The sequence below is a fragment of the Candidatus Lernaella stagnicola genome (assembly GCA_030765525.1).
GTDB classification, from domain to species: Bacteria; Lernaellota; Lernaellaia; order Lernaellales; family Lernaellaceae; genus Lernaella; species Lernaella stagnicola.
This window is the reverse complement of the sequence record JAVCCK010000003.1, coordinates 141805-157148: the sequence shown is the minus strand read 5'-3', so window position 1 is coordinate 157148 and position 15344 is coordinate 141805. Positions and strand designations below refer to the sequence as shown.

Sequence of the window (15344 nt, the reverse complement as noted above, 5' to 3'; positions counted from 1 at the left end):
ATGGCAAGGAAAAAAGACGCCGGCCCCGGTAGCGATCCCAATGCGTGGATGGTCACATTCTCCGATCTGCTGACCCTCCTGTTGACCTTCTTCGTTTTGCTGATCTCCATGTCCAGCCTCGACGACAAGAAACTCAAGGAGGCGTTCGAAACCCTGATGCCCATTGTCGGCGTCGGCATGATGGACGGCCCACCAATTCCTTCGACCGGAAACAAGGACGATCGCCTACTGGTCATTCGACGGGCTCTTATCCAGGCCATCGCCTTTGAGCGGGCGAAGCTCGGCTCGGATTTGGTCAATATCGAAATCCCCGGCGGTACCGATAGCGGCTTCCCCGAGAATACCGATGGATCTCCCGAGGGCGGCGACGATCCGCGCAAAATCAGACCCGGCGGCGACGGGGCCGACTCGGGCAACGGCGAGGCCCCGGAACCCGAAAGCACGTTGGAGGTTTTCGCTGATGAACGGGGCCTGATCGTGCGTTTGCCCGCCGGCATTACCTTTAGCTCCGGCCGCGCGGATCTGCGTCCGGAATTCAAACTCGTGCTTGAGAGCATCGGCCGAACGATTAAGGAAAAGGACCTGATCGCCGTCGTCGAGGGCCACACGGACGATCGACCCATCAGTACGCTGCGCTTTGCCAGCAACTGGGAGCTGAGTATGTCGCGGGCCGCTTCGGCCGTTCGCTTTCTCGCCAAAGTTGTCGGTGTCGGGCCCGAGCGACTCGCTGCCTCCGGTTATGCCGACACCCGGCCAATCGCAACGAATCAAACGTCCCAAGGGCGTCAAAAAAACCGCAGAGTCGAAGTAATACTAAATGTACGGGAACCGGATAAAGTCAAAAAATTGACTGATCCGAAACAGGAGAACAAAACGAATGGTTGATCAGGAAGGCATGGAACCGGTCGAGGAGCAGGAAAAGGGCGGCAAATCAAAGATTAAGCTGATCATCATCGGCGTCGCGGTAATCGCCGTGATCGGCGCGGCGGTTGGCGCACTCTTTGCATTTGGTATTCTCGGAAGTGGAGGGCAATCTGATGCGGATCCCGCTCTCGAACCTGAGCAAATAGTGGGGTCGGCGGATCCCACGAAAGTGTTGCCGACGGTTCCCCTGGAATCTTTCGTCGTCAACTTGTCAGATGCCGAGCAAAGTCGCTTTTTGAAAGTGACGATTGTCATTGAGTTAACCCGCGAGGATTTGGCCGAAGAAGTGGAGAAGCGCACACAGAAGATCAAAGACGCGGTGATCACGTTGCTCTCCAGCAAATCCGTCGCGCAAGTTCGTGACAGTAAGGGCAAACTAAAGTTGAAACAGGAAATTACGCTGCGGCTGAACGAGATTCTCGGTGGAAATTCCGTCAGCGAAATCCTGTTTACGGAGTTCATCATTTCGTGATGAAGGATCGACATGGGCCAGGTTCTTAGCCAAGAAGAAGTTGATGCGCTGCTTTCGGCGGTTTCGGAGGGAATTACCGATGAGGAAAAACCTCTATCGCCCGAGGAGCACGTCGCGCTTTCCCAGGCCCTGAACCGCTCTCAGAGAACATACGAGGACCACGAGGTCCGTCCCTACGACATCACCAGCCAAGACCGGATTTTCCGCGGCAAAATGCCGATGATGGAAGTCATCCACGAAAAATTCTGTCGCGATTTTCGCAGTTCGCTCTCGATCGAATTGCGGCGCGTTGTCGATGTCGAGGTCGGGGATATTCGCTTGGTCAAGTTCGGCGAATTCCTCAACGGGTTGTCGTTGCCTACCTCCATCAACCTGTTCAAGATGGACCCGCTGCGGGGTATGGGCGCGATGATCGTGGAAAGCAGTTTCGCGTTTGTGCTGGTCAATATTTTTCTCGGGGGCGTCGGCAAAAGCCGCTTTCGCGTGGAGGGTCGCGATTTCTCCGCGATCGAACTTAACATCGTGCGCAAAGTGGTCAGCAGCGGGCTGTTCGAGTTCCAAAAGGCCTGGGAGGCCGTGGAACCGGTCAAAGTCAAGTTCGAGCGCACCGAAATCAACCCGCAATTCGTATCCATCGCCCACCCGACCGAAATCGTGATGGTCATCGAAAGCAGCGTCGACGTCGAGGGCAGCTCGGGACTGATTCAAATCGTCATGCCCTACGCCATGATTGAGCCCATGCGCGAAAAACTCTCGTCCGGCTTTTTGGGTGAGGGTGCTGCGTATGACGATTCGCTTTGGCGCGAGACCATCACCCGCGCCGTATTGAATTCCAAAGTGAATGTTACCGCCCGACTCGGGCAGATGAGCATGAGTGTCGATCAACTGACCAGAATGAAGGTCGGCCAAGAAATTATCTTGGACCAATTTGCTGACGAACCCGTCGAACTCGTCGTGGAAGGCACCTCGAAGTTCGATGGACACGTCGGTGTTCAGCGCGGCTACAAAGCTGTGCGAATCCATCACATCGGGGGCTGAGGATCATGCCGGACGACGTTCTCAATCAAGACGATATCGACAGCCTGTTGTCGGAAATGAACACCGAACAAGATGGCGAGGACAATGCCGCCAAGAAAGACGAGAAAAAGGCCGGCGATCCCAACTCGGATCCCGCCGCGTGGGGCTTGTCCGACGAGGATATGAAAAAGGGTGAAGCCGAGGGTACTGCCGCCGAGCCAAGCGGCGCGACCGAAAGCGCCGCGACCGAAAGCGCCGAAAAACGCGACGAGCGGTCACGCGACATGCCCATGGAGCAATTCGAGCGATCCGTGCGCATCGAGCAAGAGCAGGCTCGCTCTCTGGAGTTCGTGCTCGATATTCCACTTGTGTTGACCGTGGAAGTGGGCCGCACGCGTATGACGATCGGCGAATTGCTCGGCCTCGGACCGGGCAGCATCGTCGAACTGCAGAAATTGGCCGGCGAACCCCTTGAAATCTTCGTCAACAACAAGCTGGTGGCACGTGGCGAGGCGGTCATTGTCAACGAAAAATTCGGGATTCGCTTAACCGACGTCATCAGTAAATCCGAGCGCATCGAATCGCTCAAGTAGTAGGAGAGACCATGCGCCACCGGACGATCATATTCCTGCTATTGCTAGTCGCGACGTTGTGGATCGCCGCGCCGGCGGCGGCCGAACTGTCCTACCTTATGAAAATGAATTTCGTGGTCGGCGTCGCTCCGTCGGGAGATGCTTGCTCCCTGAAATTCGACGTCAAAAACCGCGCCGGTCTCGACGGGGCCTCCGTGATCACCAAAGGCCGGGAACTGCACATTACGTTCCCGGTGTCTTACACACACCCGCCCGTGCGGCAGTTCAACAAACTGGAAAGCAAGTGCTTTCAGCAAGTCGCCATGGCGCAGATCAACAAAAAGACAGTGCGCGCCGTAGCGCGGCTGCGCGATCAATACAAGGGAACCACCGACGCCCACGTCATCGTGCAGGGTGACACGGTGGCGGTGAAAATGGGCCTCGCGCCCGCCGTCGCGGCGCCTCCGGTTGTGGCCAAACTATCGCCGCCGCCGAAAAACGACATCCCCGAAGAGGCGAAGGTCGATTTGGCCGCCATTTTCGGAGACGTTGCCCCCAAAGATAAGCCCGCCGTGGATTCCCCTAAGCCGGCGGCGAAACAGACCGAGCCGGCTGCGGCCGAAGCCGAACAGGAAGCCGGGTTCGGCATATCCGAGGCAGTCATCAAAATGATCGTCGCTCTCTGCGTCACCCTGGCGTTGTTGGTCGGGTTGGCCGCGCTGGCGCGACGCTTCAAACTGCCGGCGCGATTGCAGGGTGGGAAGCACGGCAAGATTCGCGTCGTACAAACGGGCATGATCGACATGAAACGTCGCATTGTCGTAGTCGACGTGGCCGGCGAATTAATCGTCGTGGCGTTGACGTCCAGCGGCGTGACGATGCTTACGAAAATCGAATCCGAACAAGCGCGCCGCCGGTTACTCGGTGAACCCGAGCCCGAAACGGCGGAATGTGAACATGAAGGTTTTATGGGTCCCAAACCGATCGAACCGGCGAGCTTCGGCCGGGAAACCGAAACGGCACCGGATTCCCTATCCGACGCGGCGGCGACATTCAGCGCCAAGTTGCGCGCGTACTCGCGGCATGTTCCGACGGAGAGCACGGCCGCGGGGCACGATACGCTGCGCAGCATCGCCGAGCGGGTCAAAGGGCTGAAACGCCTGTAACTGAAGCATAAAAGAGGCGGCAATGAGGGTTATTGTAACCGTCATCATAGGGATAGTGTTGCTTGTGGCCTGGGCCGGACCGGCCATGGCGCAGCAGGCGGGCGGCGTCGCCATGGCGCCCAGTTCCCCGATTATGCCCCAAATCACCATTGGGGTCGGGCAGGCCAACAGCCCCGATCAGATATCCACGGCCCTCAAAATTATGCTGCTGCTTACTGTGCTGGCGCTGGTGCCCTCGTTTCTGGTGATGCTCACGAGCTTCACGCGCATTGTCGTCGTACTTTCTTTTATGCGGCAGGCCTTGGGGACGCACCAGACGCCGACGAACCAAATCGTGTTGGGATTGGCCCTCTTTTTGACGGTCTTCATCATGTTCCCGGTGTGGACCCAGATCAATCAGAACGCCCTCAAACCGTACATGGACCAGCAAATCGGTTACGAGGAAGCCATCGAAAACGCCATGGAACCGCTGCGTGTTTTCATGTTCAAGCATACGCGTGAAAAAGACCTGGGACTCTTTCTGAAAATTAGTAACCAACCCAAGCCGCGCACGATTACCGACGTGCCGACAATCGCCCTCGTGCCCGCGTTTGTTGTCTCGGAACTCAAAACCGCCTTTACCATCGGCTTTTTAATCTGGCTGCCTTTTTTGATCGTCGACATGGTGATCGCTTCGGTGCTGATGAGCATGGGAATGCTGATGTTGCCGCCCATCATGATTTCCCTGCCTTTCAAGCTCTTGGTGTTTGTGCTTGCCGATGGCTGGTACCTGTTGATCGGCAGTTTGGTCAACAGCTTCGTGACGTAGGGAAGGGACACGGGATATGAATATAGAACTGCTCGCCACGATCGGCAGCGAAGCCATCTGGACCGCATGGGAAGTCGCCTCGCCGGTTCTGTTGGCCGGTCTGGCGGTCGGATTGGTTATCAGCGTCTTTCAAGCCGTCACCCAAATCAACGAAATGACGCTCACCTTCATCCCGAAGATTATTGTCGCCGCGCTGGCCGTGGCGTTCAGTTACGACCGCATGATTACCGTGATCGTTAATTTTACCGAACGCATGTTCACTGAATGGGGGAGCTTTCTGCAGTAATGCCGCTATTTTCGCTGCCGGTTGGGGCCATCGAATTGTACATGCTGGTGTACCTGCGTGTGCTTGGCCTGTTAACCACCTTACCGGTATTCGGCGGCAGCGAAATACCGCGATCGCTCAAGGCCGGATTGGTAGCCGCCTTTGCGCTGGTCGTGGCCGTCGGCCTGATCGCCAAAGGGCCGATCACCGTTCCCGCAGTCGGTTTCTATTTCATGTTGGGTGCGGCCAAGGAACTCATCTTCGGATTGATGTGCGGCTGGCTGATCAGTTGGGTCGTGCAGGCGGCGATCATCGGTATGCAGATGGTCGGCTTCCAAATGGGCTTCGCCATCGTCAACGTCGTGGACCCGAGCACCGGTTCGGCCATCAGCATTATGGCGACGCTGCACGCGCGACTGGCGGTGATCGTTTTCATCGTCAGCGGGATCTATCGGCCCTTTTTGCAGGCCATCGCCGACAGTTTCACCATCGTGCCGTTGGGTGCGGTCGTATTCCATCCGAGTCAGGCGCAGATGTTCATCGAAACGTTGGACCTCGCGTTCAAAACATCCATCACGATCGCCGGTGCGCCGATCGCGGCGCTCTTGCTGTCGAAAATCGGCTTGGGCGTCATCGCGCGCACCGTGCCGCAAATGAATGTGTTCATCGTGGGGTTCCCGCTGACGATCGGCATCGGGCTGATCGTCACTGCCGTGGGAGTGCCCTATTTCGTGCACGGGATCGACGCCATGTACCAGCACAGCCTCACACGGATGCTGCAGTTCATGGCGACGGCCGCGCCGTAAGAGGGGAAAGGTTGGCGAATGGCGGAAGACAACGACCAGGAGAAATCCGAGCCGGCAACTCCCCAAAAGAGGGAGAAGGCGAAGGAGGAAGGGCAGGTTGCGCAAACCCGCGAACTGCCCAGCGCCCTCGTTTTCGGCGCGTCGCTGCTGGTTTTTTCCTCGTTGGCCACCTGGATGTGGGATCACCTCGAGATGGTCTTCCGTATGCCGTTGACCCTGATCGGCCAAGTCGAGATAACGGCCACGACGTTGCGGCCGATCCTCAAGGATCTGCTGGTTCACACTGTCGTACTACTCGGGCCGCTGCTCGGCATCATCGTGACCGTCGGCGTGGCGGCGCACGTCGTGCAGACCGGGCTGATGTTCTCACCCAAAGCCCTGGAACCCAAACTCGACCGCATCAATCCGTTGGAGGGCGCCAAGCGGTTTATTTCCTTGCGCGGCCTGGTCGAAGCTGTCAAGAACATCGCGAAGATCGTCGTCATCGGTTTTGTCGTTTGGCGCACCGTGAATGCCGAGACCGACCAACTGCTCAACATGACCAACCAAGACGCCTGGGCCGTCATGACTTTCGTGCTGATTATGGCCTTTCGCATCTTCGTGCGGGTGGCCGTGCTTTTGCTGATCTTGGCGGCGCTCGACTACGCCTACCAACGCTACGAGCACGAAAAAAAACTCCGCATGACCAAGCAAGAAATCAAAGACGAAATGAAGCAGTCCGAGGGCGACCCGAAGGTCAAGGCCCGCATTCGCAGCATCCAGCGCGAAATCGCCATGCGACGCATGATGCAGGAAGTGCCGGAAGCCGACGTGATTATCACCAACCCGACTCACGTCGCCGTCGCCATCAAATACGAAGCGCTCACCGACCTCGCGCCGCGTGTCGTCGCCAAGGGCCAGGGCCACGTGGCGTTGAAGATTCGCGAAGAAGCCAAGCTGCACGGCGTACCGTTGCTCGAGCGGCCCGAACTGGCCCGCGAACTCTACCGCCTCGTGAAACTGGGGCAGGCCGTGCCGCCGCAGCTCTATCAGGCGCTGGCCGAGATTCTAGCTTACGTCTACAACCTCAAAGAACGACGGAGCGTGTGACATGGCCAACGGTCAACTGATCGAAGCACCCGAACGGGGACGTGGTTTCGACCTGATCATGCCGCTGGGTCTGGTGCTGATCGTCGTTGTGATGGTGATCCCGATACCCGTGTTCTTTATGGACTTCTTGCTTACGACGAGCATTTTCCTGGGCTTGCTCATCATGCTCGTGAGTTTGTATATCGAACGCCCGCTCGACTTCTCTTCCTTCCCCACGATTCTGCTCATGGCCACCTTGTTCCGCCTGGCGCTTAATGTGGCGACCACGCGGCTGATTCTCCTGCACGGCAGCGAAGGCACCGACGCCGCCGGTAAGGTCATCCAAGCCTTCGGGCAGTTTGTCGTCGGCGGTAACTACGTGGTCGGCATTATCGTTTTCATCGTCCTGGTGATCATCAACTTTGTCGTCATTACCAAGGGCGCCACGCGCATCGCCGAAGTCACCGCCCGCTTCACCCTCGACGCCATGCCCGGCAAGCAGATGTCGATCGACGCCGACCTCAACTCCGGCCTGATTGACGAGCAGGGCGCCCGCGAGCGACGGCAGCAAATCGAACAGCAGGCCGACTTTTACGGCGCCATGGACGGTGCGGCGAAGTTCGTGCGCGGCGACGCCATCGCCAGCATCATCATCACCTTGATCAACATTATCGGCGGCATAATCGTCGGTGTCGCGCAGCAGGGCATGGATGCGGCCACCGCGGCCGAGAACTACACTTTGCTCTCGGTCGGTGATGGTCTTGTGAGCCAGATCCCCGCACTGATTATCTCCACGTCGGCCGGTGTGATCGTCACGCGCGCCAGTTCGCGGTCGGATTTACACACGGCGATCGGCGAGCAGTTGATGGGGAAGGCGAGACTGCTGTTCATTGCGTCCGGCATCCTGATTTTCTTCGGCTTGGTGCCGGGGCTGCCCTTCGTGCCCTTCACGGTGCTTTCCGGCGCCGTGCTGGTGTTGGGGTTGCAAACCCGCGCCGCCACCCGCGCCAAGCTGGCCACGCCTCTGGACGAATACGAGGATGACGAAGTGCCGCCCGAAACGGTCGAAGAGGTTCTTTCCATGGACCTCATCGAATTGGAGGTCGGCTACGGCCTGATTAACCTGGTGGATATGGATGCCGGCGGCGAGTTGCTGGAGAAAATCCGCGCGATTCGCAAGCAGTATGCCCAACGCATGGGAGTGATCATCCCGCCGATCCACATTCGCGACAATTTGCAGCTAAAACCGGGTCAATATCGAATACTTATCAAGAGCATTGAGGTCGGCACCGGCGAACTGATGCCTGATCGCCTCCTGGCCATGGACCCCGGTACTGTTGACAGGCCGATCGACGGAATTCCGACGGTCGAGCCCGCATTCGGCCTGCCCGCCGTCTGGATACGCAAGCGCGATCGTGAACAAGCGCAGTTTGCCGGGTATACGGTCGTGGATCTGGCGACGGTGATAACGACGCATCTATCTGAAATCTTTAGACTTCATAGCCACGAGCTGCTTGGCCGAGAAGAAGTCAACCACTTGTTGGAGAACCTCAAAAAGAGTTACCCCAAGGTGATCGAAGAATTGGTCCCGAATTTGCTTCCCTTGGGCGTGGTGCAAAAAGTGCTTAGGAATTTGCTGCGTGAGGAGGTCAGTATTCGGGATCTGCTAACCATTGTCGAAACGCTGGCCGATTTCGGGACCCTTACCAAGGATCCCGAGGTCCTGACCGAATATGTGCGCCAAGCGCTCGGTCGCGGCATCTCCACCCAGTTCGTGACCGACGACGGTTCAATCCCGCTGATGACCTTCGATTCGCGACTCGAACAAATGCTTTCCGAAGCCGTCAACCACACCGAGCAAGGGTCCTACCTGGCGCTCGACCCGGGTTTGGCGCAGCAGATTATCAACGCGGTCGAGAAATCGATCGAACGGTTCAACGAGGTCAGTGCGCGGCCGGTGTTCCTCACTTCGCCGCTCGCGCGCGGTCACTTTAAGCGCTTCATCGACAAATTCGTGCCCGGCATCTCGGTGCTCTCACACAACGAAATCGACACCAAGGCGCGAATCTATTCCCTCGGCGTATTGGGAGTGTAGAAAATGGCACAGGTTCAAACCTTCGTAGTCGAGAACGTGCGCGACGGCATCACGCGCGTCAAACGCACATTGGGCCCGGACGCGGTGATCCTCTCGATTCGTTCCGTCAAAGACCGGCGCGGCAAAACCGCGCTGGAAGTGACCGCCTCGCTCGACGAGAGGCCTACGCCGTCCGTCGAAGCCGCAGTCCGCGAGCCGGAAGTGCCTCAAGTGCCGCGTCCGGAGAACGGAGCAGAAATCAAGCAAATCGCCGGCCGGAGCGTGAACGAAATCATGGCCGAGCTTCACGTGATCACCCGGCGTCTGGAAGAGATTCAGGGGCAGTTGCAGCCGGATTCCCTTAACGAAAAGCTCGAAGGCTTCGCCAAGGGACTCACCAGCCTGCAGCGCATGGTGGTGGATTCAACGGGGGGCTCCCGCCGTGGCGCACTGCCTTACGACCCGGACCTTGCCGTTTATTACGAGAAGCTGCTGGAAGAGGGCGTCGATGCCGCGTACGCCCAGGAACTGATCGAGCAGACCAGTCGCCGCTTGTCGAGCAAATCGCTGTCGGTCTCGGTATACGGCATGGAATACCTCGCCGCCGTACTTATGGATCGCGTGCGCACCGCCACGCCCTTCCATCCCGGCCGCGACCAACACATTCACATGATTGTCGGCCCCACGGGCGTGGGGAAAACGACCACCATCGCCAAGTTGGCCGCCCAGCAGGTTTTTGAATTCGGTCACCGCGTGGCGCTGCTGACCGTCGATACTTTCCGCATCGGCGCCATCGACCAACTGCGCACGTACGCGAAAATCATCAACGTACCGATCGAAGTGTGCATGAACGAAGTCGACCTGATCGAAAACGTTCGCAAACATGCCGACAAGGACGTGCTGTTTATCGACACCGCCGGCGCCAGCCAAAAAGACGCGCGCATGATGGGCGAGTTGGCTAAGGTCTACGAGACCGGCGTGCCGATGGACGTTCACCTTATCGTTTCGGCCACGACGCACGACGCCGACTTGTCCGATATCGCCGACCGGTACGGCGTTTTTCCGCTGACGAGCCTGATCGTTTCAAAGTTGGACGAAGCAAATAATTTTGGTAATGTGTACAACTTGATGCAGCAAACGAACTTGCCGGTTTCCTGCTTCACCGTGGGGCAGCACGTTCCGGACGACATCGAAGGCGCGACCTCGGAACGAGTCGCCGACTTGCTATTGAACGTGACCGCGAACACCTAGGGAAAGGATCCAGTCACGTGGATCAGGCCGAACATCTTCGCAAAAAAGCACAGGAGCATCGCGACAAAGCCGCGATGGAAAGGTCGCCGCTTGTCGAGGGGCGACCCGTCCGCGTGATTTCGATCACGTCGGGCAAAGGCGGCGTGGGCAAAACAAACATCTCGGCCAACTTGGCGCTCGCTTTGGCAAAGCTCGGCAAGAAGGTTCTTGTGTTTGACACCGACCTGGGTCTGGCCAACGTCGATCTGTTGCTCGGCATCAAACCGCAGTACACGATTCAAGATGTTCTCGACGGGGGCAAGACGATCCAAGACGTCGTGGCCCGGGGACCGGACGGGGTTCTTGTGCTCCCGGCCTCCAGCGGCATCGATGAAGTGCCGGATTTGACCGAAGAGGAACGGCTGGACTTGGTCGCCCAGTTCGAAAACTGGGACGAACCGATCGACGTCATGCTGCTGGATACCGGCGCCGGAATCGGCAAAAACGTCATGTACTTCAATATCGTCGCCCAACATATTTTGGTCGTCGTGACACCGGAACCCACGAGCATGACCGACGCCTATGCACTGATCAAAGTGCTTTACACGCGATATCAGGAAAAACGTTTCAACCTATTGGTAAACATGGTCCGAGACGAGAAAGAAGCGCTGGGCGTTTTCCGCGCAATAGCCGACACAGCCGATCGATTCCTCGATTTATCGATAAACTACTTTGGTTTCGTACCTCTCGACCCCAATGTCACCCGAGCGGTGCAAAAGCGCCAACCGCTCCTGCACGCCTATCCACACTCACCGGCGGCGCAAACCTTTGCCAATTTGGCAAAAAACGTGCTAGATTTGGAAATTCCCACATCGCCGAAGGGGAACATTCAGTTCCTTTGGCGGCACGTCTTGCGGGTCGGGTAGGTACGCCTGCTCTTCGGTGTAACGGGAAATAAAGACGAACTGTATGCGAACTGCGACCAAACGGCTGATTGCGGGAGCTACCTTGCTGGCCGGGCTCGTCACGTTGGTGGCCGGTGTCACTCAAGGCGTGCCCTTTAGCACGGTCTTGATGCGAACCATCATCGCCGCGGCGGCCTTCGGGACCTTGTCGTTCCTGGGCGGCTTGGTATATGAGAAACTATGGCTGAGGTAGTGGAAGTCGACATCCGCGAATATAAGACTGCGAAGGCAAAAGACCGCCTGCGCATGCGCGATCGCCTTATTCGAAAGTACACTTCGCTCGTCCGCCTCGTGGCCAATCGTATGATTCGAAAGTTACCGTCGCAGATCGATTTGAACGACTTGATCAACACCGGCGTACTCGGCCTTATCGACGCCATCGATAAGTTCGACCCATCCCGCGATATCAAATTCGAAACCTACGCCGAATTCCGCATCCGCGGCGCGATCCTCGACGATTTGCGCAGTCTGGACTGGGTGCCGCGTTCCATCCGGCAAAAAATACATCAGTTGCAGCGGGCCGTGGAACAATTCGAAGCGAAAAACAAACGCGCCGCCAGCAACGAGGAACTCGCCGAAGAAATGGGTGTTCCCCTGGATGAATTGCAGGACCTACTTAGCAAGGCCAGCGGCGTCAGCCTCATTTCGTTTGAGGACCTGGGATACAATACGGCTACCGGGCAGCGTCGAAACACGCTGGAGTATTTCAAGGAACCGCATGCCGAAAACCTGATTTCGTTGCTCAATCTTCGCGACGTGCGGGAATTGTTAGCCGAGGCCATCGATGAGTTGCCGAAAAACGAGCGATTCGTCATTTCGATGTACTACTTTGACGAACTCACGATGAAGGAAATCGGATTGGTGCTGGGCATCACCGAAAGCCGAGTCAGCCAAATCCACAACAAAGCGGTGATTCGCCTGAAAACAAAACTGCGCCGCTTGCTGCGTGACGATGCCGAGAACCTACTTTAGTCGACCGCAGATTCAATTCGTTCGAAAGGGAGCCTCGATCAAACGACATCGACTAATCGCCCTGATGGCGTATTTATTGCTCGTTACCTTGGTCGCCGCAGGCGCCGTGATCGGCTGCCGAAAAAAGTCATCGCCCGCCGGGCCGCCCAAGGGAAACATCATTCTGATCAGCATCGACACCTTGCGCGCCGATCACGTCGGCGTTTACGGATACCCCAAACCGACAACGCCGAATCTCGACAGCTTCGCGCGCGACGGTTTCATGTTCACCCAAGCATACGCCGCCTCTCCGTGGACACTACCCAGCCACGGGTCGATGTTTACCGGCCTGTACCCGATGACCCACGGCGCCGAGACCATACAGAAACGGCTCCTTGACGGTATCCCCACGTTGGCCGAGATCCTTCAAACGCGCGGCTTCGCCACCGGCGCAATCGTTTGTGCGCCTTTCATGCGCCCGCGCTTTCAACTCAATCGCGGCTTTGACGACTACGATACGCGGTTCATCTACCCGACCGACAAGAAGACGAAGTCGGATGAGGATCGATTCCGCGAAGTCAAAGGGTGGAAGCTTGCGAACAAGGTCACGAAGTGGGGATTGGATTGGGTCGACCGGCACCGGGAAAAGCCCTTCTTCCTCTTCCTGCATTACTGGGATCCGCATCACCCCTACAATCCCGAGCAAAAGTACGTCGATCTTTTTGATCCAGGTTACAAAGGAAATATTGACTCATTCGACATGGTGCGACGCGAAGATTTCAACCCCGATATGGACCGCGCCGATTTCGAGCACATCATCGCATTGTACGACGGCGAAATCCGCTACACCGACGACGGCATCGGTCGACTTCTGGCCGGCCTGAAGAAACGCGGACTGACGGAAAACACGATGATCGTCATCACGTCGGATCATGGCGAGGAATTTCTCGAACACGGTGGCCGCGTTCACATGGCGCAGTGCTGGCAAGAAACGATTCACATCCCGCTCATGATGCAGGTACCGTGGATTGACCGCCGCGGCGTAACGCTCGACGCCCCGGTCAGCCACGTCGATTTTCTACCGACTTTTCTCGACTTGCTGGGTGTAGGCGGAGCACCCAAGTTGCAGCACGGGCTCAGTCTCGCCCGTGTCATCGAAAACGACGAACCGCTGCCGCGACGCGAACTGCTTTCCCAAACCGTCAGGGGCCGCCTAACCAATCACCGGCGCGGTAGGCCAGGGACCTGGACGGTGATTCTGACTCCCGAATTGCGCAAATTCCACCGTTTTAACCACCCAACCGATGGCTTCCGGGCGCTTTTCGACATCGGCAAAGATCCGAAGGAGCAAAAGGATCTGGGCGAGACGTATCCGAAGGATATGGACCGGTTTGCCGGCGCCTATTCGAAATTCGTCCGCGCCTTTCGAAAGGAAAAAGCCCGGCTTCATAAACGACAGAAAAGCGAAACCGATGTGAACATCGAACCCGAATTTCAACAACAGTTGAAAGACCTGGGGTACTTGTAGCAAAATCGACTTGTCGCTTGCCGTTTCCAAGGGCAACCAACCCCGGCGAGCTTTTGGGGGAAGCATGGTACGTCCCCTTCATGTTCTTCTTACCGCCGCTCTTCTCGTGTTGCTTCTCGGGTTCGCGACCGGCTGCTCCCCCGAAAAAAGCAATGACGGCGACGCATTTCACCACACCGACGACACCGATGACGACGCCGACGATGGCGCTGACGACACCGATGACGACACTGATGATGACGCCGACGACACCGATGATGACGATAATGACACCGATGATGATGACGACAACGACGATGATGACGATGATAACGACAACGACGATGACGACGACGCGGCCGAAAACGCCATCGCCGTCGGTGGTTCGGAAGGGTCGGGACCCGTCGCTTGGGTTCGAACGGCGAAGGGATGGAAAGCGCTGGTGGTGCCCGGCGCTCCGAGTCTGTATCCGTTGCGCGATGTTTCGGCCTTCGACACGGGACAAGCGTTGCTGGTCGGTGGTTACGGGCAATTCGCCGAGGTATATGAGTTCGTGGACGGCGGTCTCGTGGATCGCAGCTTTGCCTGCTACTCGAGCTGGCAGTTCGGCGTCAGCGCGCATAGCGCATCGCGGGCGGCCGGCGCCGGCTGTTTCGCGCACATGGGATTTACGCAAAGCCGCATCTGGATTTTCGACGGCATCCAATTCACACAGGCCCCGGTGACCGAGCCCAACGCCAACAGCATGTGCATTGCGCGCGATGTGTGGTGGGTGGGGCCGGACGAGGCCGTTGCTGTAGGACGGGATGACTATACCGATACCGGCATCTTATGGAGTGGCGACGAAAACGGTTTCGCTTTGGAAAACGCGCCCTTCGTTGCCGGGGCGTGGGAATTGGCCGCGGTGACCGGTTGCCCGGACGGCCGCGTTGTGGCTGTGGGACGCCAAGAAACGCTGTCTCGGGGATTGGTGCTAGTGCGCCGGGATGGAACGTGGCGAAAGGAAACGCTGCCCAGTGTCAGCCCTGGCTGGGAACTGCGCGGCGTGAGTTGCCAACCGACCGCGCTTTTTGTCGTCGGTCATGATGCCGCCAACGGCGCCGGCGTCGTTCTTCGATACGCCGGCAGTTGGAGCGTCGAGACGATGCCGCTTCCTGACGGCGACTGGGGCCTAGAGGCGGTCGCAATCAGCCCCGGGGGCGTCGGCTATGCTGTCGGATATGACGATGAAACCGAAAACGCTTTGATATTGAGAAGATACGATGGCGATTGGCAACCCGAAGATGCTCCGGTTTCGGAAAATGATCAACCGTTGTGGGGCGTGACCATTCTGACGTCAACCTAAAAACCGAATAACGATTGGGGCCAGGCACCAACTTTGTGAGACCGTTGGCGGCGCGTTTTTTCCCAAATTCGCAAAAGGTGGCGTTTTTTGGCTAAACAATCCTGGAGAAATGCCGAAATACGTTAATGGAAGGATAGGTTTGACATAGGAGAGCCCGGCCTATTGTTGCGACTC

Annotated in this window: 16 protein-coding genes; all 16 read left to right on the top strand. The window is 57.6% G+C overall.

The window, feature by feature from the left end; genetic code table 11:
* Window positions 1-885, top strand: coding sequence for a flagellar motor protein MotB (locus P9L99_01260; protein ID MDP8221961.1), 885 nt, complete (start codon window positions 1-3; stop codon window positions 883-885).
* Window positions 878-1396, top strand: coding sequence for a flagellar basal body-associated FliL family protein (locus tag P9L99_01255; protein MDP8221960.1), 519 nt, complete (start codon window positions 878-880; stop codon window positions 1394-1396). The genes P9L99_01260 and P9L99_01255 overlap by 8 nt, the downstream gene beginning before the upstream one ends.
* A 12-nt stretch (window positions 1397-1408) precedes the next feature.
* The gene (gene fliM, locus P9L99_01250) at window positions 1409-2434 is read left to right on the top strand and encodes a flagellar motor switch protein FliM (protein MDP8221959.1); all 1026 of its coding nucleotides are present in this window, start codon (window positions 1409-1411) and stop codon (window positions 2432-2434) included.
* Window positions 2435-2439: 5 nt separating this feature from the next.
* Window positions 2440-3006 carry a flagellar motor switch protein FliN gene (gene fliN, locus P9L99_01245; GenBank protein ID MDP8221958.1) on the top strand — a complete coding sequence of 189 codons (567 nt, stop codon included), beginning with the start codon at window positions 2440-2442 and terminating at the stop codon, window positions 3004-3006.
* Window positions 3007-3017: 11 nt separating this feature from the next.
* Window positions 3018-4151 (top strand): flagellar biosynthetic protein FliO, encoded by a 1134-nt coding sequence (locus tag P9L99_01240; protein ID MDP8221957.1) that lies wholly within the window; start codon window positions 3018-3020, stop codon window positions 4149-4151.
* A gap of 22 nt (window positions 4152-4173) precedes the next feature.
* Window positions 4174-4959 (top strand): flagellar type III secretion system pore protein FliP, encoded by a 786-nt coding sequence (fliP, locus tag P9L99_01235; GenBank protein MDP8221956.1) that lies wholly within the window; start codon window positions 4174-4176, stop codon window positions 4957-4959.
* Window positions 4960-4975: 16 nt separating this feature from the next.
* The gene (gene fliQ, locus P9L99_01230; protein ID MDP8221955.1) at window positions 4976-5245 is read left to right on the top strand and encodes a flagellar biosynthesis protein FliQ; all 270 of its coding nucleotides are present in this window, start codon (window positions 4976-4978) and stop codon (window positions 5243-5245) included.
* Complete coding sequence (locus P9L99_01225; protein ID MDP8221954.1) at window positions 5245-6030, top strand: flagellar biosynthetic protein FliR; 786 nt, start codon at window positions 5245-5247, stop codon at window positions 6028-6030. Before fliQ ends, P9L99_01225 begins: the two co-directional genes overlap by 1 nt.
* An 18-nt stretch (window positions 6031-6048) precedes the next feature.
* The gene (flhB, locus tag P9L99_01220) at window positions 6049-7119 is read left to right on the top strand and encodes a flagellar biosynthesis protein FlhB (protein ID MDP8221953.1); all 1071 of its coding nucleotides are present in this window, start codon (window positions 6049-6051) and stop codon (window positions 7117-7119) included.
* A 1-nt stretch (window position 7120) separates the two neighbouring features.
* Complete coding sequence (flhA, locus tag P9L99_01215) at window positions 7121-9193, top strand: flagellar biosynthesis protein FlhA (GenBank protein ID MDP8221952.1); 2073 nt, start codon at window positions 7121-7123, stop codon at window positions 9191-9193.
* Between the two features lie 3 nt (window positions 9194-9196).
* A complete protein-coding gene (flhF, locus tag P9L99_01210; GenBank protein ID MDP8221951.1) occupies window positions 9197-10423 on the top strand; it encodes a flagellar biosynthesis protein FlhF in 1227 nt (408 codons plus the stop codon).
* Window positions 10424-10440: 17 nt separating this feature from the next.
* Entirely contained in the window at window positions 10441-11328 is an 888-nt protein-coding gene (locus P9L99_01205) for a MinD/ParA family protein (protein ID MDP8221950.1), read from the top strand.
* Window positions 11329-11371: 43 nt separating this feature from the next.
* Window positions 11372-11560 (top strand): hypothetical protein, encoded by a 189-nt coding sequence (locus P9L99_01200; protein MDP8221949.1) that lies wholly within the window; start codon window positions 11372-11374, stop codon window positions 11558-11560.
* Entirely contained in the window at window positions 11548-12339 is a 792-nt protein-coding gene (locus P9L99_01195) for a FliA/WhiG family RNA polymerase sigma factor (GenBank protein MDP8221948.1), read from the top strand. The genes P9L99_01200 and P9L99_01195 overlap by 13 nt, the downstream gene beginning before the upstream one ends.
* A complete protein-coding gene (locus P9L99_01190; protein MDP8221947.1) occupies window positions 12320-13846 on the top strand; it encodes a sulfatase in 1527 nt (508 codons plus the stop codon). Before P9L99_01195 ends, P9L99_01190 begins: the two co-directional genes overlap by 20 nt.
* Window positions 13847-13910: 64 nt before the next feature.
* Complete coding sequence (locus tag P9L99_01185) at window positions 13911-15170, top strand: hypothetical protein (GenBank protein ID MDP8221946.1); 1260 nt, start codon at window positions 13911-13913, stop codon at window positions 15168-15170.
* Window positions 15171-15344: the final 174 nt, after the last annotated feature.